At 71.6% G+C, this 23,466-nt stretch carries 23 protein-coding genes; 10 read left to right on the top strand and 13 right to left on the bottom strand.

The window, feature by feature from the left end:
• Positions 1-287: 287 nt before the first annotated feature.
• From KYK13_RS02750 to KYK13_RS02735, 4 genes are all read left to right on the top strand, one after another.
• The gene (locus KYK13_RS02750; protein WP_223641727.1) at positions 288-644 is read left to right on the top strand and encodes a hypothetical protein; all 357 of its coding nucleotides are present in this window, start codon (positions 288-290) and stop codon (positions 642-644) included.
• A gap of 57 nt (positions 645-701) precedes the next feature.
• Positions 702-917 (top strand): TIGR02269 family lipoprotein, encoded by a 216-nt coding sequence (locus KYK13_RS39180; protein ID WP_223641725.1) that lies wholly within the window; start codon positions 702-704, stop codon positions 915-917.
• Positions 890-1,750, top strand: a complete 861-nt coding sequence (locus KYK13_RS02740; RefSeq protein ID WP_223641724.1) for a DUF6068 family protein — start codon at positions 890-892, stop codon at positions 1,748-1,750. The genes KYK13_RS39180 and KYK13_RS02740 overlap by 28 nt, the downstream gene beginning before the upstream one ends.
• A 62-nt stretch (positions 1,751-1,812) precedes the next feature.
• Positions 1,813-3,057: a DUF6068 family protein gene (locus KYK13_RS02735; protein ID WP_223641723.1), complete on the top strand. Its 1,245-nt coding sequence runs from the start codon at positions 1,813-1,815 to the stop codon at positions 3,055-3,057.
• Positions 3,058-3,063: 6 nt separating this feature from the next.
• Here the strand turns inward: KYK13_RS02735 and KYK13_RS02730 are convergent, their stop codons facing one another.
• Entirely contained in the window at positions 3,064-4,899 is a 1,836-nt protein-coding gene (locus KYK13_RS02730; protein ID WP_223641722.1) for a patatin-like phospholipase family protein, read from the bottom strand.
• 172 nt (positions 4,900-5,071) lie between these two features.
• On the opposite strand from KYK13_RS02730, the gene KYK13_RS02725 reads away from it, so the two are divergent.
• Positions 5,072-5,962, top strand: a complete 891-nt coding sequence (locus tag KYK13_RS02725; RefSeq protein WP_223641721.1) for a bestrophin family protein — start codon at positions 5,072-5,074, stop codon at positions 5,960-5,962.
• Between the two features lie 4 nt (positions 5,963-5,966).
• On the opposite strand, the gene KYK13_RS02720 is transcribed toward KYK13_RS02725, so the two are convergent.
• The gene (locus tag KYK13_RS02720) at positions 5,967-6,410 is read right to left on the bottom strand and encodes an organic hydroperoxide resistance protein (protein WP_223641720.1); all 444 of its coding nucleotides are present in this window, start codon (positions 6,408-6,410) and stop codon (positions 5,967-5,969) included.
• A gap of 38 nt (positions 6,411-6,448) precedes the next feature.
• Positions 6,449-6,889 (bottom strand): MarR family winged helix-turn-helix transcriptional regulator, encoded by a 441-nt coding sequence (locus tag KYK13_RS02715; protein WP_223641719.1) that lies wholly within the window; start codon positions 6,887-6,889, stop codon positions 6,449-6,451.
• A gap of 150 nt (positions 6,890-7,039) precedes the next feature.
• On the opposite strand from KYK13_RS02715, the gene KYK13_RS02710 reads away from it, so the two are divergent.
• The 4 genes from KYK13_RS02710 to KYK13_RS02695 all read left to right on the top strand — a co-directional run bounded on the left by KYK13_RS02710 (position 7,040) and on the right by KYK13_RS02695 (position 9,792).
• Positions 7,040-7,822, top strand: coding sequence for a HipA family kinase (locus tag KYK13_RS02710; protein ID WP_223641718.1), 783 nt, complete (start codon positions 7,040-7,042; stop codon positions 7,820-7,822).
• Positions 7,800-8,198, top strand: a complete 399-nt coding sequence (locus KYK13_RS02705; protein WP_223641716.1) for a DUF3037 domain-containing protein — start codon at positions 7,800-7,802, stop codon at positions 8,196-8,198. Before KYK13_RS02710 ends, KYK13_RS02705 begins: the two co-directional genes overlap by 23 nt.
• 150 nt (positions 8,199-8,348) lie before the next feature.
• A complete protein-coding gene (locus KYK13_RS02700) occupies positions 8,349-9,320 on the top strand; it encodes an endonuclease/exonuclease/phosphatase family protein (RefSeq protein WP_223641714.1) in 972 nt (323 codons plus the stop codon).
• Between the two features lie 79 nt (positions 9,321-9,399).
• Entirely contained in the window at positions 9,400-9,792 is a 393-nt protein-coding gene (locus KYK13_RS02695) for a DUF488 domain-containing protein (protein WP_223641712.1), read from the top strand.
• Between the two features lie 117 nt (positions 9,793-9,909).
• Here the strand turns inward: KYK13_RS02695 and KYK13_RS02690 are convergent, their stop codons facing one another.
• The 10 genes from KYK13_RS02690 to KYK13_RS02645 form a co-directional block, all read right to left on the bottom strand.
• Positions 9,910-10,836, bottom strand: coding sequence for a hypothetical protein (locus KYK13_RS02690; RefSeq protein WP_223641711.1), 927 nt, complete (start codon positions 10,834-10,836; stop codon positions 9,910-9,912).
• Positions 10,837-10,838: 2 nt separating this feature from the next.
• Positions 10,839-13,439, bottom strand: coding sequence for a TonB-dependent receptor domain-containing protein (locus tag KYK13_RS02685; protein ID WP_223641709.1), 2,601 nt, complete (start codon positions 13,437-13,439; stop codon positions 10,839-10,841).
• A gap of 19 nt (positions 13,440-13,458) precedes the next feature.
• Entirely contained in the window at positions 13,459-14,196 is a 738-nt protein-coding gene (locus tag KYK13_RS02680) for a TonB family protein (protein WP_223641707.1), read from the bottom strand.
• A 12-nt stretch (positions 14,197-14,208) separates the two neighbouring features.
• Complete coding sequence (locus KYK13_RS02675; protein ID WP_223641705.1) at positions 14,209-14,625, bottom strand: biopolymer transporter ExbD; 417 nt, start codon at positions 14,623-14,625, stop codon at positions 14,209-14,211.
• Positions 14,625-15,341 carry a MotA/TolQ/ExbB proton channel family protein gene (locus KYK13_RS02670; RefSeq protein WP_223641704.1) on the bottom strand — a complete coding sequence of 239 codons (717 nt, stop codon included), beginning with the start codon at positions 15,339-15,341 and terminating at the stop codon, positions 14,625-14,627. The genes KYK13_RS02675 and KYK13_RS02670 overlap by 1 nt, the downstream gene beginning before the upstream one ends.
• A gap of 39 nt (positions 15,342-15,380) precedes the next feature.
• Entirely contained in the window at positions 15,381-16,265 is an 885-nt protein-coding gene (locus tag KYK13_RS02665) for a hypothetical protein (RefSeq protein ID WP_223641703.1), read from the bottom strand.
• Complete coding sequence (locus KYK13_RS02660; protein WP_223641702.1) at positions 16,265-17,791, bottom strand: OprO/OprP family phosphate-selective porin; 1,527 nt, start codon at positions 17,789-17,791, stop codon at positions 16,265-16,267. The genes KYK13_RS02665 and KYK13_RS02660 overlap by 1 nt, the downstream gene beginning before the upstream one ends.
• A 40-nt stretch (positions 17,792-17,831) precedes the next feature.
• Positions 17,832-18,089, bottom strand: coding sequence for a hypothetical protein (locus KYK13_RS02655; RefSeq protein ID WP_223641701.1), 258 nt, complete (start codon positions 18,087-18,089; stop codon positions 17,832-17,834).
• Between the two features lie 42 nt (positions 18,090-18,131).
• Positions 18,132-19,367: a hypothetical protein gene (locus KYK13_RS02650; RefSeq protein WP_223641700.1), complete on the bottom strand. Its 1,236-nt coding sequence runs from the start codon at positions 19,365-19,367 to the stop codon at positions 18,132-18,134.
• Positions 19,368-19,792: 425 nt separating this feature from the next.
• The gene (locus tag KYK13_RS02645) at positions 19,793-20,542 is read right to left on the bottom strand and encodes a J domain-containing protein (RefSeq protein WP_223641699.1); all 750 of its coding nucleotides are present in this window, start codon (positions 20,540-20,542) and stop codon (positions 19,793-19,795) included.
• A gap of 144 nt (positions 20,543-20,686) precedes the next feature.
• Between KYK13_RS02645 and KYK13_RS02640 the strand changes: the two genes are divergently transcribed.
• On the top strand, positions 20,687-23,296 hold the full coding sequence (locus tag KYK13_RS02640) for a M1 family aminopeptidase (RefSeq protein WP_223641697.1): 2,610 nt from the start codon (positions 20,687-20,689) through the stop codon (positions 23,294-23,296).
• Positions 23,297-23,466 lie beyond the last annotated feature (170 nt).

Here is a 23,466-nt window from a genome sequence, read left to right as displayed (position 1 = left end):
CTAGCAGTGGCGGGGCCGGGGGTTCCACTCCGGGTGAGTGTCCCTGCGCCCCGCCTGCCCCTCCCTGGGGGGAGGATGCCAGTCCTGGATGATATAATCGCAACCGGAATACGGTTGAAATCCAACTGCATTTGTTTGAATTGCAAGCCAGCCCTGGAAAGGCAGCAGCGTGGCCCCAGGCATGCCCCTGTTCCTTTGGGGGAGCGGCGCTACCTTCGCGGATGGGGCCGGGCTGAGAGACAGCGGTCCCTCCAGCAACGCAATTCCTACCGAAGGGGAGACGGCTCATGAATTCCAAAGGCAGCCATTCGCACACCTCGCATGACCACCAGCACGGAGAGGCCTGTGGCCATACGGCCGTGCAACATGGCAGTCATGTGGACTACCTCCACGAAGGGCATCTCCACCGCATGGAGGCCACCGGCATCAGCGAGTGCCGCATCGCCGCGGACGCAGCCAATCCCGTCCGGTGCACGCCCACGCACGAGTGCTCGGACCACGCGAAGGAGCACCAGCATGGCCCCCGGTGTGGCCATGAGTCCGTCCCTCATGGCGACCATGTGGACTACCTGGTGGCCGGGCACCTGCATCATCCCCACGGCTCTCATTGCGACGACCACGGCGCGCTGCGCCCCCTTGCCTGAGGGGGCCGTGAACGGGAGGAGGTTCCGGAGCCTCCTCCCGTCCTCCATGCTCCTGGCATGCTTCGCGAAGCGTTCTTCCGGGGGGACCTGTGCTGGCTGTTCATAGGGCTGCTCTGGAGCTGTGCGTCGACGTCATCCGCCCCGGCTTTCTCGCCGGAGGTCGTCTGGGCGGAGGCGGGCAGCGGACATGAGTGCGAGGACGGTGATGGGGACCAGTGCTTCGCGCCCCTGTGCGTGGACGGAGCTTGCGCGCTGTTCCGGTGCGAGGACTGACGGGTGCGCTATTTCGAATCGAGGGTGGCAGCACCGCCACGACCCTCCGCTGGGCCTTCGCGGCCGGGCAGCACTGGCTGGCCCGGCGGACCTTCCGAGACGACTCCCCGGGGGACGGCCCCACGCAGCACCGGCTCTACGCCACGACGCCCGGGCCGCTCTACCTCACCCATGGGCTGCTCGAGGTCTCCTTCAGCGCTGTCGGCCCCTCCATGTCCGCCGCACACGACGTCGCGCTCGTGTCATTCCAGCGAGGTTCAGGCACCACCGGCGGAACCCCGCCCGCCATGGACAACCCCTGGGGACCCGGTACCTGGTACGAGACGCAGGAGACCACCGACAGAGGCGTCCAGGTGAACCGCGTCTGTCTGGGCGCGGAACAGGGCTACCTGCTGCGCAAGGTCTGGAGCCGGCCGCGAGGTGAGAACCGGTGCGAGGACTTCCAGGGCGCGGAGGTGCTTTCCCTGGAGGATGCGTTGATCGACCTCGTCAACAACTCCGTCTACATCCCCGCCTGGCCTCCCCGAGACTACGGTGCCCCGCTCCCCAGGCAGGTCCATGTCTATGTGAGACAGGAGCCCGTGGCGGCGTACTTCGATGAAGTCCCTGAATACAGTCTGGGGGCACCCTGGATGCAGTCCACGAGCGACTCCACGGACCTGTGGAACCCCGTGCTCCGGGGGCTCCCCATGGAGGCGCGGTTCGACCCGCTGTCGAAAGGCGTGTACCTGGAGACCGCGTCCGGTGTGCGTCAGTACCGGTCAGACAGCCGGCTCACCCGCTGGGGCACGTGGCTGGAGTCCGCCCCCGAGCTGTCGACCAGCGCACGTTGACGCCACGCACGCGACCACCGTCCGCGCGGCTCCACGCGTCGCTCCGTGTATCTAGCGACCGCATGCGACACCCTCTCTTCCGCGCTCCCTTCCTGCTGTGCTCCGCGCTCCTCCTGGGCACGGGCTGCGAAAGCATGAAGCCCCGCGCCGTCTCCCCCGCCGACGGCACCACCGCCACCGAACAGCCCGGCGCTTCCTCCGAGCCTGAGGCCGCCATCACGGACGCTGGCGCTCCCACCACCGAAGCCACCCCCGCCACGCCCTCACCGTGGCAGCGCGCCCGCGTGGGCGACCGCGTGGAGTACGCCTTCTCCGCCCACCGGAGCCGCCCCGGCACGGACACCGGCGTGGGCGTGGCCGGTCATGTCGCGCTGGAGGTCGTCGCCGTGCAGGCGCCGTGGGCATGGCTCACCGTCACCTTCACGGATGATCAGGGCCGGCCCCTTGCCCACCCGCGCCTCTCCCAGCCTCGCGTGCTGCCCATGCGCGTGGAGGAGACACAGCCGTGGAAGGAGGAACACCGCGGCCAGCGCTCCACCGAACAGACCACCGCCGCCGGCCGCACCTGGGACGCACGCCGCTTCCTGGACGACCGCCGCCCCAGCGACGGCCCCCTCCAGAACCGCCTCTACGCCAGCGAGCCCGGGCCGCTGTACCTCACCCACGGCCTGCTCGACGCGAGCACCACGCTCTCCGGCTTCGGCGCCAGCGGCAGCCAGCAGCTCACGCTCGTGTCCTTCCGCCAGGGCACCGACGCCGCGGGCAGCGTGCCCGCGCTCGACCGGCCCTGGGGCCCGGGCACCTGGTACGACGTGCGCCAGGACCTCTCCGGCACGTCCTCCGTGCGCCGCGTCTGCCTGGGCGCGGAGCGCGGCTTCGTCCTGCGCAAGGAGCTGACCGGCCCCACCGGCGACGCGCCCTGCGCGGACTTCCAGGAGGCCGAGGCCCGGCCCCTCGAGGAGGCCCTGCTCGACGCCGTCAGCGAGACCCTCAGCCAGCCGCAGCAGTGGCCCCCCGTCCCCGCCGGCGCCGCGCCGGCGCGCCGGGAGACGTTCACCGTCGGCCAGCACCCCGTCCCCGCCCTCGTCGTCGAATCGCCCTTGGGTGAAGGCGCCGAGCGCCGCGTGCAGGTCACCACCTACGCCGCCGAGCCGTGGGGCGCCGCGCTGAACGGGCTCGCGGACGAGGCCCGCTTCACGCCCCTCGCCGACGCCGTCTACCGCGCCCCGCCCAAGGGCAAGCGCGTGCCCGAGGACGGGACCGCGCTCGCCGGCTGGGGCAGGTGGGTCGTGGACGGCGGCCGGTAGCCCGCCTCACCTACACGTGCGGCGCTCCGGCTTGTCCTTGCGGCACTGCGCCACGGACGGGAGCGCCTCGCGCGCTTCGTCCGCCACGTCCACCACCTGGCGCGCGCACTCGCTCGCCGCCAGCGTGCCCTGGATGTCGAACAGGGCCAGCACCTCCGCGCAGCGCTTCTGCATGGACTCCACGCCCGCCACGAAGAGCGGCTGCATCACCTCCGGCGTGAACGAATAGCCGTTCGCCTTCGCCAGCCCTGCGTCCGGCTTGAACATCCACGCGCTGCGCCAGCTGGACGCCACCTGGTCGAAGCGCGCCGAGCCCATCCACACCGCCTGCCCCGCCCCCAGCGCCCTCAGCGTGGGCGGTTGGAAGCCCGGCCCCTTGCGGCGGCAGAAGTCCTCCGTCGCGCCGCGCAGGCCGCAGACGGTGTACTCGCCCAGCCGGCGCGTCACCGCGAGCAGCTCCGCCTGCTGCACCTCGCCCACGCGCGGCTGCTCCACGAACAAATCAAGGGTGCGCATCAGCGCGTTCACCGCGTTCTTCGGCTCCAGCGCCGGCGACGGGTTCACCCCCCCCGTGGAAATCACCAGCACCCGCTCCGCCCCGCGCTGCACCGCCTGGAGCAGCGGCAGCCCCGAGCGCACCCCGCCGTCGTAGTACGTCCCCGTGCGGTCGCCCGCCGCCGACGGCAGCTTGCTCACCGGATCCGACAGCACCGGCTCCGCGATGGACGCCACGACGGCGTGAATCATCCCGCCCTTGCGCACAAGGTCCGACGCGCCCGGCTTGAAGTCCGCCGGGTCCTGGTCGCTCACGCTGAACACGTCGCCCGTCTCGAAGTCCACCGACACCGCCACCAGCTCCGTGCCGTTGTGCAGCTGCGCCGGCTGGACGAACTGCTCCAGCTTCGAATACATGCCGTCGAACCGCACCAGCCCCCGCGTGTCGTCCGCCAGATTCCACAACCACGTGGAGTTCACGCAATACAGGTCCGACTCCACCGTGCACGTGTAGTTGCCCAACAGCTGCCGGCGCGCACTCGCCTCCTGGCCCGGCGTGTGGAACAAGTCCACCAGCGTGCTGATGAGCGCGCCCGTGCTCGTCCCCGCCGCCAGGTCGATTCGCGCGTCCCCGCACCCCTCCGGCGCGGGCTTGCCCCGGCACTGCTCCAGGATGCCCAGCAGCCGCCAGATGGCCCCCGCGCTGAACGCGCCGTTGGCGCCGCCGCCGCTCAGCACCACCGCGTTGCTGGGCCGCTGCAGGTCGCGGTGCCACGAGCGCGCCCGCACGTACGCCGCCGCGGACGCCGCGCCCCGCTGGATGCCCTGCGCCAGGACCTCGCGCGTCAGCGGCACCTCCAGCGACTGCTGCAGCGCCGCGAGCGACGGTCCAATCCCCATCGCGTTCGCGAGGAAGCGCTGCGCGTCCACCTCCTCCCCGGCCGGCGTCGCCACGGAGAAGGACTGCACCGGCAGCGGCACGCCCCACGCGGACGCCTTCACCGTCCGGTCGATGTAGCCCGTGTGCTCGGCGTTCTCATAGCAGGACGCCGTGTCCTGCCCCGCGTGCTGCGCGATGCACGCCGTCATGTCCAGCACGGCTTCCGGAGACGCGCCCAGCGCGTCCATCCACGCGCCCGCGCGGGCAGGGTCCACGTAGGAGTCCGTCAACTGCGCGCGCGTCAGCCCCGCCACGCGCTCCACCGCCGGCACGCGGACCGGAACGTCCCCCGGCTTGGAAGACTCCGGCGCGTTGAGCGCGTCCAGGAGCGTGCCCGTGCGAAGGAAGCTGCAACCGCTCGCCATGGCGGCGAGGAACATCAGCAGGGGCGGAAGGTGACGGCGCATGGGAGACGCCTCCATGACGGAGAGGTGGACGGACCGCCCTCTTCCTTAGCTGATGCCCCCGACGCCCGGCCATCGCTTGAAGCGTCCGGCATCCGCAATCTCGCAAAGCACCGCTCGCGACGCGTCGCGCTGCGGTTAGCATGCGCGCCCCGTCCCGGAGGGTATCCCCCACATGGTTGAGTATGACCCGCATCGCTGGTGGAGCTACTTCCACTACCTGCGCGGTTCGATGGTGAAGGAGATTGTCGGCCGCGTGCTGCTGTGCCTGGTCTGGGCCGCGGCCGTGGTGGGCTTCCACCACCACGTGCGCGACGTGGGCGTGCCCCCCACGGTGCACACGCTGGCGGGCATCTCACTGAGCCTCCTGCTCGTGTTCCGCACCAACGCCTCCTATGACCGCTTCTGGGAGGGCCGGAAGCTCTGGGGCGGCATCGTCAACGAGACGCGCAACCTGGTCCGCGCGTCGGAGCCCTTCCTGGGCAGGACGCCGCTCTACGCCGCGCTCGTGCATTGGACGGCCGCGTTCCCCTTCGCCACCGCCGCGTGGCTGCGCGGGCAGCAGCGGCACCTGGGCCCCCACACCGCCCCCCTGCCTTCGCAGGAGGTGGCGGACGCGCTCAAGGCCCAGCACGTGCCGCTCACCGTGGCCCGCCGGATGACCGCCGTGCTGGACGAGGGCCGCCGGCAGGGGCTCTATCCCGAGTACGTCCAGATGCAGCTGGACCAGAACGTCCAACAGCTCATCGACTACCTGGGAGGTTGTGAGCGCATCCACCGCACCCCGATGCCTTTCGCATACATGGTGCACCTGCGCCGCGCGCTCATCCTCTACTGCTTCACCCTGCCCTTCGCGCTGGTGGACAGCTTTGGCTGGGTGACAGTCCTGGCCACGTTCATCGTCGCGTATGTCTTCTTCGGCATCGAGGAGATCGGCGTCGAAATCGAGGACCCCTTCGGCACGGACGACAACGACCTGCCGCTCGACACCATCTGCCAGAACATCCAGAGCAACCTGCTGGCGCTGCTGCCGGGCCCTCCCTCCAGGGAGAGCCCGGGGGCGTGAAGGACTACTCCGCGACGGAGACCTTCACCTCGATGTTGCCGCGCGTGGCGTTGGAGTACGGGCACACCTGGTGGGCCGCCTCCATCAGCTTCTGCGCCTCCTCGCGGGGGACGCCGGGGAGGATGCCCTGGAGCTCCACCGCCAGGCCGAAGCCGCCTTCCGGCGTCTTGCCGATGGTGACGGTGGCCTTCACGCCCGCCTTCTCATCCAGCTTCTTGCCGGCCTTGCCCGCGACCAGGCGCAGCGCGCTCTCGAAGCAGGAGGAGAAGCCCGCGGCGAAGAGCTGCTCGGGGTTGGTGGCCGTCTCCTTGCCGGAGCCTCCCAGCTGCTTCGGCATGGCCAGCTCCAGGCCGTTCAGCGGGCTGTTCTCCAGGAGCAGCTTGCCGTTGCGGCCGCCGTGGGTGATGGCGGTGGTGGAGTAGAGCGGCGAGATCTGGACCGGGGCCATGGTGTTGCTCCTTGCGTGAGTGGATACCGCGTGTGCCTTCAAGCGCTGCGTGAAACCTTCTCGAACAACCGCTGGATGTCCCGGCGCAGCCGCGCCAGCTCCTCCAGCGACAAACCCGTGCGGCAGACGATGGCCTCCGGGATGGACGCGGCCTTGCGGCGCAGGGCCTTCCCCTGGGACGTGAGCGACGCCGTCACCGAGCGCGCGTCCTCCTGGGAGCGCTCGCGGCGCACGAAGCCCAGCGTCTCCAGCCGCTTGAGCAGCGGCGTCAGCGTCCCCGAGTCCAGGTACAGCTTCTCCCCCAGCTCCTTCACCGTCACGCCGTCCGTCTCCCAGAGGACCAGCATCACCAGGTACTGCGGATAGGTGAGCCCCAGCTTCGCCAGCAGCGGCGTGTAGGCCTGCACCATCGCGCGCGACGCCGCGTAGAGCGGGAAGCACAACTGCAGGTCCAGCCGGAGGAAGTCATCCGTCGACATGGAGAATATGTAGTGCGCAATTCAATTGCGCGCAATCAATTTGATGGCGCGTGGGGAAGGTGCGTGTGGGTGCGGCGTGTTCCCCCCGCGGGCGGGGCCGTGCTACAGCCGCGCCTCCCGGGGTGCCCGGGAACGGACGAGGACGTGAGGATGCTCAGGACGGTCACCGCCACGCGCTACGTGACGCCCTTGCGCGAGGGGGGCTCGATGCCCGCCATCGTGGAGGCGAACGACGCGGGGCTCTATGTCGTGAAGTTCCGGGGGGCGGGCCAGGGGGCCAAGGCGCTCATCGCGGAGCTGTTGGCGGGCGAGCTGGCGCGCGTGCTGGGCCTGCGGGTGCCGGAGCTGGTGTTCGTGGAGCTGGACGCGACGCTGGGGCGCAACGAGCCGGACAGTGAAATCCGTGAGCTGCTCAAGGCGAGCGCGGGGTTGAACCTGGCGCTGGACTATCTGCCGCGCTCGGTGACGTTCGACCCGCTGGCGGTGCCGGTGCCGGAGGCGCAGGTGGCGTCCGCCATCGTGGCGTTCGACGCGTACGTGACGAACGTGGACCGCACGCCGAAGAACCCCAACCTCCTGGTGTGGCACCGCAACCTCTGGCTCATCGACCACGGGGCGGCGCTGTACTTCCACCACTCGTGGGACGGGTGGGAGGAGCGCAGCCAGGGGAGGTTCGCGCCCATCAAGGACCACGTGCTCCTGCCGTGGGCGCACGCGCTCAAGGACGCCGGGGACCTGCTGCGGCAGAAGGTGACGCGGGAGGTGGTGGAGCGCATCGTGGCGGCGATTCCGGAGGCGTGGCTGGGCCAGGAGCCCGCGTTCGCGTCCACGGCGGAGCACCGCGCGGCGTACGTGACGTGGCTGATGCGCAGGCTGGACGCGGCGCCGGCGTTCATCGAGGAGGCGACGCGTGCCCACGCCCAGCTCGTTTGATTACGCCATCATCCGGCTGGTGCCTCGCGTGGAGCGCGAGGAGTTCATCAACGTGGGCGTCGTCCTCTTCTGCGTGCAGCACCGCTTCCTGGGCGCGCGCGTGGAGCTGGACGTGGCCCGGCTCAAGGCGCTGTCGCCGGACGCGGACGTGGAGCTCTTGAGCGGCCACCTGGAGAGCTTCCGCCGCGTGTGCGTGGGCGGCAAGGACGCGGGGCCCATTGGACGGCTGCCGCAGAAGGAGCGCTGGCATTGGTTGGTGGCGCCCCGGAGCACGATGCTCCAGACGGGGCCCGTGCACACGGGCCTGTGCGACGACCCGGAGCGCGCGCTGGAGCACCTCCTGGACACGATGGTGCGGGTGAAGCCGGCCCGGTGAGCAGCCGTGCGGGCAGGGGCTCAGCCCGCCTGTTCGCACATCGCGGCGGGCGCCCGCGCATCGCATGGTGAAGAGAGCGGGGAGGCCTGGACGTTTGCCCCAGGGCTTCCCATTTTTCGCCGCGAGGCACGGGGAGGTGGCGACCGGACCATGGAGCCGTCAGCGCTACGCATCGTCACGTACAACGTCCGCTACTTCGGACACATGCTGAGGGGGCTTGCGAGCACCATCGGCCCCAAGCGCCGCGTGGCGGCCGCATTGGCCACACTGGATCCGCTGCCGGACATCATCTGCCTCCAGGAGGTGGAGACCTCGTCGCTGCGCAGCAACATCATCCACCGGCCCACCCATCCGGGTGAGACGCAGCTGGAAGCCTTCATGACGCGCGTGGAGGAGACGTTCGCCCTCCAGGGGAGGGACATGCCCTACGAGGCGTTCTACTTCCGCGCGCACCACTACAAGGTGGGCGAGCTGTCCCTGTACACCACCGGCCTGGCGATGCTCGTCAACACGCGCACCCTGCTGGTGGACCAGCACAACGTGCAGGCGCCGGAGCACATCACGCACCACCACGTGCAGGGGCTCAAGGAGCGCAAGCAGAGCCGCATCTGCGCGCACATGCGCGTCATCCGCCGCTCGGACCTGCGCGCGTTCCACATCTTCAACACGCACCTGAGCCTGCCCACGCCGTTCGCCCGCGAGTTCTGGGCCACGCGCGACAAGATGGGCTGCGGCGTCAACCAGCTCCACGAGGCGAAGAAGCTCGCGGGCTTCATCGGACTGCACGCGAAGCAGGAGCCGTTCGTCGTGTGCGGGGACTTCAACTCGCCGCCGTCGTCGCCGGTGTTCCGCTACCTCACGGGGGACGCGCACCTGACGTGCGCGCAGGCGGCGGTGGGGCAGATCAACCCGGCCGTGTCCCGCGCGTTCCCCACCGCGGGCTTCATGCGCATGCGCATGCACCTGGACCACCTGTTCTCCGGGGGCGGCGTGAGCTGGCTGGACACGGCCGATACGCGGCCCTTCGGCGACCTGAGCAGCCGCTTCCACGGCCTGTCCGACCACGTGCCGCTCATCGCGCGGTTCCGGCTGGATGCACCGGCCCCCGTGCTGCTGACCTGAGAAGCGGGCCGCCGCGTCCCCGCCGGATGCTCCCCGCGCGCGCTTCGCGTGGGCAGCGTGTCCTTCCGGAGGCTCGCCGATGATTCGACTCCAGCGCGTTTATGGGGAGCACCGCCCGGACCCTCGGGCGGGGACCCGGTTCCTGGTGGACCGGCTGTGGCCGCGGGGCATCAAGAAGGTGGACCTCCGACTGGACGGCTGGCCCCGCGAGGTGGCGCCCAGCACGGAGCTGCGGCAGTGGTACGCCCACAACGTGGAGCGCTTTGACGAGTTCCGGTCCCGCTACATCCACGAGCTGGACGCGCACCCCGACGCGTGGGAGCCGCTGCTGGAGGCCGCACGCCACGGCCGCATCACGCTGCTCCACGGCGCCCGCGACACCGAGCACAACAACGCCACGGTGTTGAAGGAATACCTGGAGGCACGGCTGAAGCACCCGTCGCGAAAGAAGCCGCGCCACACGGTGCACTAGAGGCTGTCCCTGATTGACGCGGCCAGAGCAGCCTGGAGGCACCGTGCAGGACGGCGAGGGAGCTGGCCGCCGTCTTGTCGTCACTCGGGGACAGCGCCCGGGGCGGCATCCCGGCCATCAGCGCGCGGCGACGGTTCCGTGCAGCGCGAGGAAGTCCACGCCGCCGCGCGCGTCGCGCAACACCACCCACAGCTGCACGGGCCCGGGCGTGGCCGGCGCCGTCCAGGCGTTCTCGCTGAAGGATTCGGTTTCGTCCTCGCTCCGGCCGGTGCGGTCCGCCTCGAAGTCGCCCGAGGTGGCGTACCAGGAGACGCGCAGGCTCTCGCGCCGCTCGACGAGCGACTGGGAGGCGACGTCGTACACCACGTACGTCTCCGCCGAGGGCTCCGCGTCCTCCGGGCCGCTCCAGCGGGCGCGCCAGGTGATGGTGGCATCGGCGGGCAGCGCGTCGAGCGCCACCGGCGCGCCGTTCACCTGCGCTGTCACCTCCAGCAGATGCGGGGCGCGGTTGGGCACGTAGCGCTCGCGGAAGTCGCGGGCCACCTCGGGGCTGGCGCCCACCAGGTTGCAGCGGATGCGCTCGAGCGCCACCGCCGGGTCCGACCCCGGCAGGTCCACGCGCACGGGCAGGTAGTAGCCGCCGGTGACGTCCGGGTCATGCGGGCGGAAGGGCGGCTCGCCCGGGCGGGGCGCCGGCGTGTCCGGACCGAACAGCGTGCATGCGTCCGCGGGCACCTCTCCCGACGTCTCCGGGCCGCGACCGCCGAAGGCGCGCACGTCCTTGCCCAGGCAGCTGGCGCCCACCACGTTGTTCTCCGTGGCGGGCTTGGAGGTGGCGCAGGTGGACCAGCTCAGCGCGGGCGCGCCGTCCGCCAGCGCCACCAGCGCGCGGTACGTCACGACCTCTCCGGGGCGTGCCTCCGCGGGCGTGGCCTGCACGGCGAGAATGCGCGGCTCGGTGATGCGCGAGGACCGGGTGCCGAAGTCCGGGCGGCAGCCCACGGCGAGCACGGCCACGGCGAGGAGGGGCAGAGGAGCTTTCATCGTCAGAACTGGTAGCGCAGGCCGGCCACCGCGAGCACGGGCAGTCCGACGATGTACTTCCGCTCGCGGTAGTCGAAGTTGTAGGTGATTTCTTCGGGGTTCTGCCGGTTCGTCACGTTCTGCATGTCCAGGTAGACATTGAGCGTGCCGCTCCCCACCTGGAAGTCGCGCTCGGCGCGCAGGTCCACCTGGTAGAAGGACGGAATGCGCACGGAGTTCTGCGAGCCGAACAGCGGCTGGTACACGTCATCGCGGACGTCGTAGAAGGCGCCCGCCACGGGCGTGCGGGGCGCGCCGGTGGCGAAGCGGAAGCGGGCTCCCAGCGTCCACGGCCCCATCTGGTAGCTGCCGACCACGCCCAGCACGTGCGTCTGGTCGTAGTCGAACAGGCGCACGGCCGCGGCCGGCGAGTCCTGCCGCTCGCTGCGGCTGAGGCTGTAGGTCACCCAGCCGAAGAAGTTCTGCCACAGCTCCTGGCGCAGGAGGAACTGCACGCCGTAGCTGCGCCCGGTGCCGTCCTGGGTGAGGGCGCGCGCGAGCTGCGGCGTGGCGTAGGGGCTGCGGGCCACCAGGTTGTCGAGCGTCTTGTAGAAGCCCACCGCGTCCGCGGTGAGGGTGCCGGTGACGCGCCACGAGGCACCCGCGGTGGCGTGCACGGCGCGCTGGGGCAGCAGCGTGGGATTGCCGAAGACGGCGCTCATCTCCTCGGGCGCGGGGGCCTGGTAGTAGACGCCCGCGGCGGCGTTGAGGGTGAGGTCCTTGCGCAGCTTGTAGCTGGCGGACAGGCGCGGCTCGATGACGGGGGTCAGGGTGGAGCGGCCAATGGGCAGCGTCCCGCCCACGCTCGGCGTCAGCCGGCTGGCCTCCAGCAGGAAGCCCGACAGGCGCAGGCCGGGGTTGAGGGTGAGCGCGCCCAGCCGCAGCTCCGCGGTGGCGTATGGAGACACCGTCACCTGGTTGACGTCCCAGGTGTCCGCGTTGCTCTCGTCACTGGGGCGCTGGCCGAAGACGAAGATGTCGCCCTCGCGCGCGGGCAGGTTGAGCGAGCCCTGGCGCCGCACGTGGGTGGGCGCGCCCTGCAGGTCCAGGCCGAGCGCGAGCGTCACCCCGCGATCCACCTTGCGCCGGTAGCTGCCGCGCAGGCCCCAGCGCACGCCGCGCATGTCCAGCAGCGCCGGCGTGGGCCCGAAGGTGGCGAGCTGATGGCTGCTGTCCAGCCCCACCGACGGCGTCACCACGAAGCTGGAGCCGTCCTCCAGGATGCGGTTGTAGCGCAGGATGACGCGGGAGAAGGAGCTGTCCGTCGTCTCCGAGCGCACCTGCGCCGGGTCGCTGGAGGCCACCGTGCGCTTCAGGTAGTCATTCGAGCCGAGCACCAGCACGCTCAGCGACTCGTCCTTGCGCAGGTCCAGCTGCCCCTGGAGCTGGTAGTCGTTGTAGCGGGGAATGGGGAAGAAGTCGCCCACGTCCTGGGACACCACGCCGGCGAGGACGCGGTCCAGGTAGCTGTAGCGCACGGCGCCGGCCACGCGCAGCGTGGGAGTGATTGAGGCGGAGAGCTGCGCCGAGGCGTCCATCGCGTCCGCGGACACCACGCCGTGCACGCCGTCCGCCTGGGGCGCGCGCGTCTCCACCCGCACGAGGCCCCCCATGCCGCGTCCGTAGTCCCCGCCGTAGGCGCCGGGCGTCAGGTCGATGCCCTTCACCAGCCCGGAGTTGATCGTCGAGCGCAGGCCGCCCACATGGTAGAGGGCCGGGATCTCCACGCCGTCCACGTTGACGCGCGTGTCGCGCGGGGCGCTGCCCCACACGACGAGCTGCCCGCTGCCGAAGGACGAGCGCGCCACGCCCGGCAGGTTCTGCACCACCTTGAGGGTGTCGCCCTGCGTGCCGGGCACGCGCCGGGCCTCCTCGGTGCGGATGCTCACCTCGGTGGACTCCTTGCGGATGCGCGGCGCGCGCACCACCACCTCCTCGTCCACGCCCTCCTGCTTCTCCTCGGCCAGGTAGCGCACCGTCTTCTTCTTCGCCTCGGCGATGTCCTCCTGCGTGGAGACGGTGATGAGCGTGGCGCTGGAGAGCTGCACCTGGTGCGTGCCCACCGGCACGTCGATGAAGGAGAACGTGCCCTGCTCGTCCGTAGAAGTGGTGGCGCCCGTGTCCACGACCGTCACGGTGACGCCCGCCAGGGGCTTCTTGGTGAAGCGCTCGAGGACGACGCCCTCGAAGTTCACCTGCGGCCCCAGCTTCACCTTCACCTCGTCGATCTTGAAGGTGTAGCGGTAGTCGATGCGCACCGGCGACGGCACGCCGTCCACCTCGGCCGGCTCGAAGACGAACCTGCGGGCGGCGGCCACCGCGGCGGCGTCGAAGTCCGCCCCGCCGCTCTCCACCACCTTCACGTCCTCCACGGTGCCGTCCGCGGCGATCTCGATGCCCAGCAGCACGGAGGCGGTGACGCCCGCCTCGCGCTTGTCCGCCGGGTACTCGGCCTCCACGAAGGTGGTCAGCTTGGGGGCCTTCGTGAGCTCCCCCTGCTGCGGCTCCTGGGCGCGCGCGCTCCCCAGCGCGCACACCAGCGCCAGCACTGCCGCCACCAACATTCGCCCTTCGCGCACCACGTTAGTCTCCGAGTTCGAAGCGCCGGGCGAGCGTGAAGACGCCGCCGGTCACGGGTTTTCCGCAGGCGGTGGAGGGCTTGAAGCGCCACAGCTTCACCGCGGCCACCGCGGCGGCGTCCAGGGCCGCCTCCACGGCGCTCACCACGTCCACCCGCGCCACGCTGCCATCCGCGGAGATGATGACGGAGAGCACCAGGCGGCCCTCCACGCCGTCGGCGCGCGCCTGGGCGGTGTACTCAATGTCCGGCGTGCGCACGAGCGGCACCGGCTTGGTGGGCGCCTCGGTGCAGGGGTCCTCGTCCGGTGGCGGCGGGGGCTTCACCGGCTCGCGCCGCGCGATGGGCTGCTTCGCGGGCTCGGGGTCGCCGCGGGTCGTCGGGCCATGCGTCAGCCCGCCCACGGCGATGCCGCCGCCTGGGCCGCCGCCATCGTTGCCCAGCGTCAGGCCGGTGGAGAGGGCCGCGGGCCGGGGCGCCGGCGTGGGGGTGGACGCGGGAGGCGGCGGGGCCGGGGCAGCCACCTCGGGCGCCGCCTCCGGGCGGCGCGGGCGGGGCGCCGGCGGCGGCGGCGGGGGGGGCTTCGGAGGCTCCTCGGGCTTGGGCTCTGGCTTCTTCTTGGCGCCCTCCACCACCGCGACGGCGATGGCGCGGTGTTGCATGGGGGTGCGCGACAGCCAGAAGAGGAGCGCCACCGCCAGCGCGTGGAGCGCCAGGGAGATGAAAAGGGGCTTACCGCGCATGGCGTCGTCTTCTCAGTCGGCCTGCACGTTGATGGCGAAGTGGGTGATGCCGGTCACCTTCGCCAGGTCGATGATGTGCACCACCGCGCCATGCGGCGTGTCCTTGTCCGCGCTCACGACCAGGTTCATGTCCGGGTTTGCCTTCACCGCGGCCGTCAGGCGCTCGCGCACCACGGCCTCCTCCGCCGGCTGCTCGTCCATCAGCAGCTTGCCGTCCTTCTGGACCACCACCGTGGTGGGCTTCTCCGCCATGCCGTCCGAGCTGGAGGCGCGCGGCAGCTGCACCTTGAGCGTCTGCGCCACGATGTACGTCGAGGACACCATCAGGATGATGAGCAGCACCAGCACCACGTCGACCAGGGGCGTGACGTTGATGTTGGAGATCGTGCCGCCGCGGCGGCCCCCGCCTCCTCCGAGCGTGCCGGCCATTACGTCTGCACCTCGCGCTCACGGACGGGGGACCTGGCGGCCAGCGCGGCAGCCCCGTTGGCGGGCGCCTCGGACGGGGCGCGCGCCGGGTGCGCGCTGCGCAGGTGGGCCAGCAGCTGGCCGCCGAGCGTCGCCACGTTGTCCTCCACCTCGGTGCACTTCTTCTGGAAGTAGTTGAAGGCCACCACCGCCGGCAGCGCCACGAGGATGCCCACCGCCGTGGCGATGAGCGCCTCGGCGATGCCGCCCATGACGTTGCCCATGCCTCCGCCCCCGGCCTGGGCGCTGCCCAGCTCCTTGAAGGCGGTGATGATGCCGAGCACCGTGCCGAACAGGCCGATGAAGGGCGAGTTGTTGGCCAGCGTGCCCAGGAAGAGCAGCCCGGACTCGAACTGCGGCCGCCGGTCCTTCAGGCCGCTGCCGAGGATCTCCGCCACCGCGTCCGCGCCGTCCGCGTACCACTCCAGCGCCTCGGTCAGCACCTGCGCCTCGATGCTCTTGTGGTGGGCGAGCACCGCGCGCGCGCCCGCCACGTCCCCGGCGCGCAGCCGCTCCACCAGCGCGCGGCCCAGCTTGCGCGGGTCCACCCGGCGCTTGTGGAAGTACACGATGCGGTCCACCACCACGCCCACCGACAGCACCGACAGGGCAATCAACAGCCACAGCACCGCGGTGCTGCCCATCTGCACCGCGCCATGCATCTTCTCCAACATCATCAACTCCTCGCGAAGCGCGAAAATGAAACCCGGAACGGCTCAGGGAATGTCGAACTCGAGGGCCAGCAGGCCGGCGCCCTTCTCGTGGGTGCCGCGCGTGTCGGACTCCACCACGCTGCCCTCGGCGCGGCCGAGGACCACGCCGTCACGGCGCGCCTCCAGCTTCCAGTTGGCGCCGGCCTCGGCGCACAGGCTGAAGGCGTCCACGCGCACCACGTAGTGGCCGGAAGGGGGTGGCTGCCGCCACACCACGTCCTCCTGGCGGCGCCCGTCCAGCACGCACTGCGCGTTGGAGTCGTAGAGGAGCACGCCCCCGGCCTCCACCTGCGAGGGGTCGATGACGCCCACGGTGGGCGGCGTGTACGAGTTGATGTTGCGCGCCCAGATCTCCACCCCGTCCGGGATGGTGACGTGCAGGTCCAGGTCCGACTGGGTGTCCCAGGACAGGCTGATGACGAGGCTGCCCGAGGGGGCGGCGCTGGCCATCACGTCCACGCCGAGCGCGCGCGGCGGGCCGGCGCGGCCCTGCCCGTCCAGCGCGCGCGCCACCACCTCGTAGTGCCCGGCCTCCACGCGCGGCGAGAAGGCGAGCTGCGCGCTGAACGTCACCAGGTCCTGGTTGAGGGTGTCCACGTTGCCGGTGGGGATGCGCCAGTGGCCCTGCTCGCCGGAGAAGCTGAGCGCCACCGCCTCCGCGCCCTTGACGGCCAGCCCGCTGAAGGACTTGGCCTGGACGCCGGCGCGCACCAGGGTGTTGGAGGTGGTGACGTCCACCAGGTCGGGGCCGCCCTCGGGGGCCTGCAGCTCCTGGGGGTAGTGCCGCGCCCCGGCCACCTGCATCAGCGCGTCCAGCCCCGAGTCGCTCGTCTCTCCACAGCCGGCCAGCGCCAGGAGCGCCAGCGCCATCGTCGTCGCGAGCCGCATCAGAAGACCACCTCGCCGCGCACGGTGAGCGCGTCATCCGGCAGGGTGGTGGGGGCCCCGCTCGTGGTGCGCGCCAGCGCGTTGGTGTTGTGGTCGTACTCCACCATCACCCGGCCGTAGGGAGGCAGCCGCGCGCCCAGCACCACGGCGGTGGTGGACAGCGCGTTGGTGCGCACCACCTGCGCGCCGTTGCGCACCTCGCTGGCGTCCCGGTCCGGGTCGTAGAAGTCGTAGCGCACGCCGCCGAAGAGGTGGGGGCCCACCTGCGCGGTGAGGCCCACCAGATAGCCCTGCTCGCGCAGCGCGCGGCCGGCACCCACCGGGTTCGCCACCTGGAAGCCCCGGTCGAGGTTGGAGGCCCAGTACAGCTCGCCCAGGGCCTGCAGCGTCACCCGCTCCGTGACAGGCACGGTCACCGTGAGGTCCGCGCCCACCGCGTCGCGGGAGAAGGACTGCGAGGCCTGCGCCGGGTAGCCGGGGATGATTTGAATCTCCGGCAGCTGCACCTGGCCGTCCTCGTTGATGTCGCGCCAGGTCACCTGGTCCTTCGTGGCGGCGACGCCCCGGGTGAAGCCGTGGCCGACGAGGTACGAGACGCCGGCCCGCACCCCGACGCGCTCCAGCTGGGTGTCCACGCCCAGGCGGCCCACCACGTCCTTGAGGGCCAGCGGGGCGCGTCCCGGGAAGGACTTCTCGCCCAGGGGGTGGCCGTTCATCACGCCCACCGCGTAGCGCAGGAAGCGCCAGCCGCCGGACAGCTGCGCGCCCAGGTCATACTCGCCGGGGAAGAGGGCCGAGGCGGCGTTGCTGCGCTCCAGGAAGGGGCGCACGCGGTCGCTCTCCAGCACCTCGTGGCCCCAGGGAATCTTGAAGAGGCCCACGGTGGCCATGGCCAGCGGCGGGGCGTCCGCGTCCGGCTGGTAGCGCAGGCTGACCTCGGCCGCCTGGAGGCGGGCGGCGGGGCCTCTGACGGTGTTGCCGTCCAGCTCGAGCGCGCCGGAGATCCACGGCGCGGTGAGCTCGGCGCGCACGCGGGCGCGGCGGATGAGGAAGCGCGTCTGGTTGAGCGGCTCGCCCGTGGCGGGGTTCAGCTCGTCCTCCGAGGACTGGCGCATCAGCACGCCGTCGGACTGGAGGAAGCCGGTGAGCCGGAAGTCCACCGGGCCTGCCTTCGGCTCCGGAAGGGCGGGCGGCGGCGCGGGGCGCAGGCGCTCCAGCTCCAGCTTGAGGGCGGCCACCTCCGCGTCCCGGCTGGACTTCTCGGCGGCGAGCGCCTGCTCGAGGGATTCGAGGCGCGCGTCCGCCGCGCTCCTCCCCGCTCCATCGGCCGGCGGCGCGGCGATGGACGGGGACTCCTGGGTTCCCGCGGGTGAGGAGACGCCGCTGCCCCCGGGGGCCTCGGGCGGCGTCTGGGCCCACGCGGTGCTGGCGGTGGCCACCACGGCGGCCGCGACCAGCGGCCACGCGCCCCCGCGAAGGCGGGCGTGCGCGCGGCGAGAGAACTGGGGATTCAGGGAGCGGGACATACGAGGAGAGCGCGGCGGACGGGCGTTCAACGGACGCTCACTACGGCAGCGACGGCAGGGTGCCGTCCGCGTTGAGCGGGAGGGTGGGGTTCTTGGTGATTTGCGTGACGCCCGCGGGCGGGCACGAGTTGATGATCTCGTTGTTCGTGTCGGCGGGGGTCTTGAAGCAGGTCTCCTCCTCCGTCGGGGTGCCGTCGTCGGGGGGATTGGGATCGGGCTTCTTGTCATCACCGCAGCCGGTCAGGGCGAGCACGGTGAGCGCGCCCGCGGCAAGCAGCCGCATCATTCGGGTCGACATGGAGGTGTCCTCAGTGAGGTCAGGGGTTGAAGCCACGCGGGCTTACTTCGCCTCGCAGAAGCCGCTCTGGCACGACTGGTCACTGCTGCACTGGGAGTCCGCCGTGCACGCCTTGCAGGAGGCGGAGGCGGTGCCCACGAGGCTCTCGAAGTAGCAGCCGCACGCGGTGGCGGGCTTGAAGCGGTGCAGGTCGCCGCCCTCGGCGGTGCGGTGGACCTTCATGGCGCACAGGGGGATGAGCTTGGCGTCCTGGGCGACCGTCTTCACCATGTCCACGCCCGCGAGCGCCTTCGTGCCCATCACCACGTCGATGAACGTCTTGGCGTTGGCGTTGGTGGGCACGCCCTGGGCGTCCACCGGGGTGATGAGGTGGGCGTAGCCCAGGCCGGCGTAGCGGCCCTCGCGCACGTTGATCTTGTCGTGCGAGGTGCTGGTGGCGTCCGGGTAGTAGGCGAACTTCTGGCCGCGGCCCTTGAGGGCCAGCACCTTCACCTTTTCGCGGTTGGTGCCCGCGTCCACCACCTCCATGCCGAGGATGCCGATGGTCCCCTCGCCGTTGGCGCTGGAGCTCACCGAGGCGAGCACGTCACCGGAGCCGGCGTCCTTGCCCGCGCTGTTCTTGCGCTGGCCGAACCACTTCTCGTTGGGCACGCCAATGACGGAGGCGAGGATGCGCAGGGTGCCGGAGCTGTCCGGGCGGATGAAGAAGAAGTTGGGGTCGGTCCACGGGGCGGCCTGCTTGCCCTGGGCGCCGCCGAAGCCGAACGCGAAGTAGGCCTCGTCGGCGGTGATGGCCGTCTGGGTGCTGGTCGGCGGCACCACGAACGTCATGACCTGCGCCGGGCCGGTGAAGTCACCCAGGGTGGACGGGCGCGCCGCGCGGGTGCACGTCTCCAAGAAGACGTCGGAGATGGCGAGCTGCGTGGCGGTGGCCGCCGACAGGGTGCACGTGGGCGCGGTGCCCGCCGCCCCTTCGTTGAAGGACTCCGGGAAGTAGGACAGCGCGGAGCCCGCGGCGACCCTGTTCTGGTCCGGAGCCACCACGCCATTGACGCCGCTGCACGAGCCGTTGCCGAGGTACGCGACGAGGATGTTGTTGGGGGCCGCCGCCAGCTTCGGGCCCATGACGTTGAGCAGTGGCTTGAGGGCCGTGGAGCCGGTCACCAGCAGCAGCTGCTTGCCCTGGTTGGCGGCGAGGGTGGCACAGTCATCCGCGAGCGCCGGAGCCGCCCCGGTAAGGGCAGCGAGCGCCAGCAATCCAGTCAAACGACGACGCATGGTGGATCTCCTGGACAGGAGGCGGTGGGTTTCGACCAGTGAGAGCATTTCCAGGCCATGCGCCTGTGATTGCGGACGCGACTCCGATGGCTGGATTTGCCGGGGAACTCGCGATGCTCTCTACAGGATTTTGGAGGGGGCGAAAGTCGCCAGACGGCGCTGTCCCAAGAGTTTTCAATGGGATTGGCGTCGTGACAGTTTCGAGATGAAGCTGACACAAACCCCGGGGTGAACGGTCACGGATGTGAAACATGGGCTGTGGGCGTGTCACTTGTGTCACGCGCCCTTCGTTGTCCGCGCGGGAGGTGCGGCGCGGCCAAACCCGCTCACCACCCGCGGGAGGGAGGAGGGCCAGGTCGAGGGGAGGGACTGGATCTCCCATTGGGCCAACACGCAGGCTCGGCGGACTTCATCCGGGGCGAGGGCTAGCCCGCGTCGCGCTCCAGCGCCTCCCATGCGTCCAGGATTTCGCGCGTCTTGCGTTCGGCGAGCGCGTGGAACTCCGGCGCCAGGTGGGCCACCTTGTCCGGGTGGTACTGCGCGACGAGCGCGCGGAAGGCCTTGCGCGCCTCGTCCCGGGGCGTGCCCCGCGCGATGCCCAGCACCGTCCAGGGGTCCTTCGGCTCGGGCGGGGCGGGCGGCGGATTCACGGCACGGCTTCCACGCGGGGGCGTGGCTTCATCATTCGCGGGCCTGTAGCGCGGCGGCGCTCGGGGGGCGGGCTCCGGGCGGCGGTGCCCCGGGCGCTTCGCGGGGTCGGGGGCGGGGATGCCCGGGGACAGGCGGCTCAGGGCCTCCTGGAGGAACCACACGTCCTCCGCGGGGCTGGAGTGCTTGCGCACCACCGCGCGCGGCCTGCCTCCCTCCAGCAACACGTAGCCCGTGGCCGCCACGTAGGCGCGCTTCTTGTCGTCCGGGTAGAGCCGGTCGCCCAGGTCCCCCAGCGGGTCGCGCCACATGCCCTCCGTGGTGCCCTCGTCCGCCACGATGACCTGCGCCAGCACCTCCCCGAACAGGTCCTCCAACGCCGCGAAGGGCTCGCGCGCCTGGGGTGGACGCGTCATCCCCGCGTCGTGGCGCACGCCGGTCACCAGCAGCAGCCCCTGCGCCGCGTCCACGAAGGCGAAGAGCTTCTCGCGCACCTGCTTGTCGGAGAAGTAGAGAACGGCCTGCACGATGGTCCCATCTTAGGGCCTTCGCGCCCCCGGCCCCATCCGTTCCCCTCGGGGCCCGCCCGGTCCGGCTCCTGGAATTCCGACAAGGCACGGTTCAAAGCGTCTCGACCCGGGGGCGGGCATGCGAAAGAGTCCGCTTCTCTTATGCGCTGCTGCCACCGCCACGCCCCCGCCGCCACCGGGTCCTCCGACCCGCATCCGTTCAGCCTCCCCGGCGCCACCGAGCACTACGCCGCGCCCCGCCCCGTGCGCGCCGAGCACGTGCGCATCGAGCTGGACCTGGACTTCCCCCAGCGCACCCTGTCCGGCACCTGCACCACCCGCGTGTCCGCCGTCCGCGCCGTGTCCACCGTCACCTTCGACGCCGTGGACCTGGACGTCACCGACGCGCGCGTCGACGGCCGCTCCGTCTCCTTCTCCAACTCCGGCGCCCATGTGCGCGTGGAGCTGCCGCGCGCGCTCGACGCGGGCCAGGCGTGCGACATCGCGCTCACCTACCGCGCCCGCCCGCGCCGCGGGCTCTACTTCTGGGGTCCCGACGCGGGCTACCCGGACCGCCCGCTCCAGGCGTGGACGCAGGGGCAGGACACCGACGCGCGCTGCTGGTTCCCCTGCCTGGACGCGCCCGCGCAGAAGGCCACGTCGGAGGTCATCGCCACCTTCCCGGCGCACATGACGTCGCTGTCCAACGGCGCGCTCGTCAGCGACGTCACCACCGGCGGCCGGCGCACGCAGCACCACCGCATGGCGCAGCCGCACGCGCCCTACCTCGTCACGCTGGTGGTGGGCGAGTTCGACGAGGCCACCGACACCGCCGGCACCACGCCGCTGCGCTACCTGTTCCCCAAGGGCCGCCGCGAGGACGCGCTCCGGTGCGTATCGCGCACGCCCCAGATGATCGCCGCGTATGAGTCCCTCACCGGCGAGCCCTTCCCGTGGAGCGGCTACGCGCAGGTGTTCGTCACGGAGTTCATCCTGGGCGGCATGGAGCACACCACCGCCACCACGCTGGTGGACACCGTGCTGCACGACGCGCGGGCGCACCAGGACTACAACCCGGAGCCGCTCATCTCCCACGAGCTGGCGCACCAGTGGTTCGGCGACCTGCTCACCTGCCGCGACTGGCCCCACGGCTGGCTCAACGAGGGCTTCGCCACCTACTTCGAGGTGCTCTGGAAGGAGCGCGGGGACAATCGGGACGAGGCCGACCACCACCGGGCGCTCGACCTGGAGGCCTACCTCTCCGAGACGCGCGAGCGCTACGCGCGCCCCATCGTCGCGCGGAAGTTCCACGCGCCCATGGACCTGTTCGACCGCCACCTCTACGAGAAGGGCGGCCTGGTGCTCCACGAGCTGCGCCGCCGCGTGGGGGATGAGCTCTTCGTGCGCGCCCTGCGCCACTACGTCGCCTCCCACCGCCACGGCGTGGTGGAGACGGTGGACCTGGCGCGCGCCTTCGAGGAGGCCACCGGCCACAACCTGGACCCCGTCTTCGACCAGTACGTCTTCTCCCCCGGCCACCCGGAGCTGAAGGTGGAGGTCCGCTACGAGGCGGACGACGCGCGCCTGCGCATCGCCGTGCGCCAGACGCAGCGCACGGACTCGGGCACGCCCGTCTTCCGCCTGCCGCTGGAGGTGGTCGTCACGGTGAACGGCGAGGACACGCGCCACCGGCTGGACATCACGGACGCGGAGCACCGCTTCCACCTGCCCTGCCCCACCGCGCCCACGCAGGTGCGCGTGGATCCGCGCCGCGACGTGCTGGGCACGCTGGACGTGGACAAGGCCGTGGGGCTGTGGCGCGAGGAGCTGGAGAACGCGCCGGAGGCCCGCGCGAGCACGGAGGCGGCGCACGCGCTGGGGAAGGACGGAGGCCTGAGGTCGGTGGAGGCGCTGGGCCGAGCGCTGAAGGACGTGAAGCGCTTCTGGGCCACCCGCGCCGCGTGCGCGAAGGCGCTGGGCCGCATCCGCACGCCGGAGGCCCGCGCGCTGCTCCTGGGCGCGGTCGCCACGGAGCACCCGCGCGTGCGCCGCGCCGTCGTCGCCGCGCTGGGCGAGTTCCGCCACGACCTGGAGGTGGCCGGGAGCCTGCGCGCGCTGCTGGGGGCCGGGGACCCCAGCTACTTCGTGGAGGCGGAGGCCGCGCGGAGCCTGGGCCGCGTGCGCGCGCCGGACGCGCTGCCCCTGCTGGAGGCCGCGGCCTCGAGGCCGTCGTTCCAGGACGTCATCGGCGCGGCCGCGATGGACGGGCTCTCGGAGACGCAGGACGCGGCGGCGTTCCCGGTGGCCGTGGCGCGCACGGCGTATGGCCAGCCTCCGTTCCTGCGCCGCGCGGCCGTGGGCGCGGTGGCGAAGCTGGCGGAGGTGGCGAACCGCAAGCGCGAGGCGGTGGACCTCTTCGCCCACCTGCTGCGCGACCCGCAGTTCCGCATGCAGCTGGCGGTCTGCGACGCGGCCACCACGCTGGGCGACCGGCGCCTGCTGCCCGCACTGGAGGGCACGACCTTCAGCGACCCGCGCACGCGCCGCTTCGCCCGTGAAGCCGTGCGCGCCCTGCGCGAAGGCGCCCCCCAGGCCCGCGAGGTCGCGTCCCTGCGCGAGGAGCTGGACGCGCTCAAGCAGGAGACGCGCACGCTGCGCGAGAAGCTGGAGGCGCTCACGCTCAACATGCGCCCCGCCGCCCCCGACGCGAAGCCCGCGCGCAAGCGCGCGGCGAAGCGCGCCCGCCCGACGCCTCCCAAGCGCCGGCGCTAGGCCTCCCGCCCTGCCTCCAGGGGGGCTGGCGGCTTCCGGACTTCCGGCTTCCACGCGCCGTTCCGGCCCACAGTGTGTATTTGTAGGCAAAGGGGACGCGCACGGGCGCCAAGACGCGCGCCCGCCAATGCCGGGCAGCCCCCGCTCCCGGCCGCGCCGGCCCACGCAAC

The organism is Corallococcus sp. EGB, assembly GCF_019968905.1.
Lineage (GTDB): Bacteria > Myxococcota > Myxococcia > Myxococcales > Myxococcaceae > Corallococcus.
Note: the sequence above shows the minus strand (reverse complement) of the source record. Positions and strands in the feature narration are given on the sequence as shown.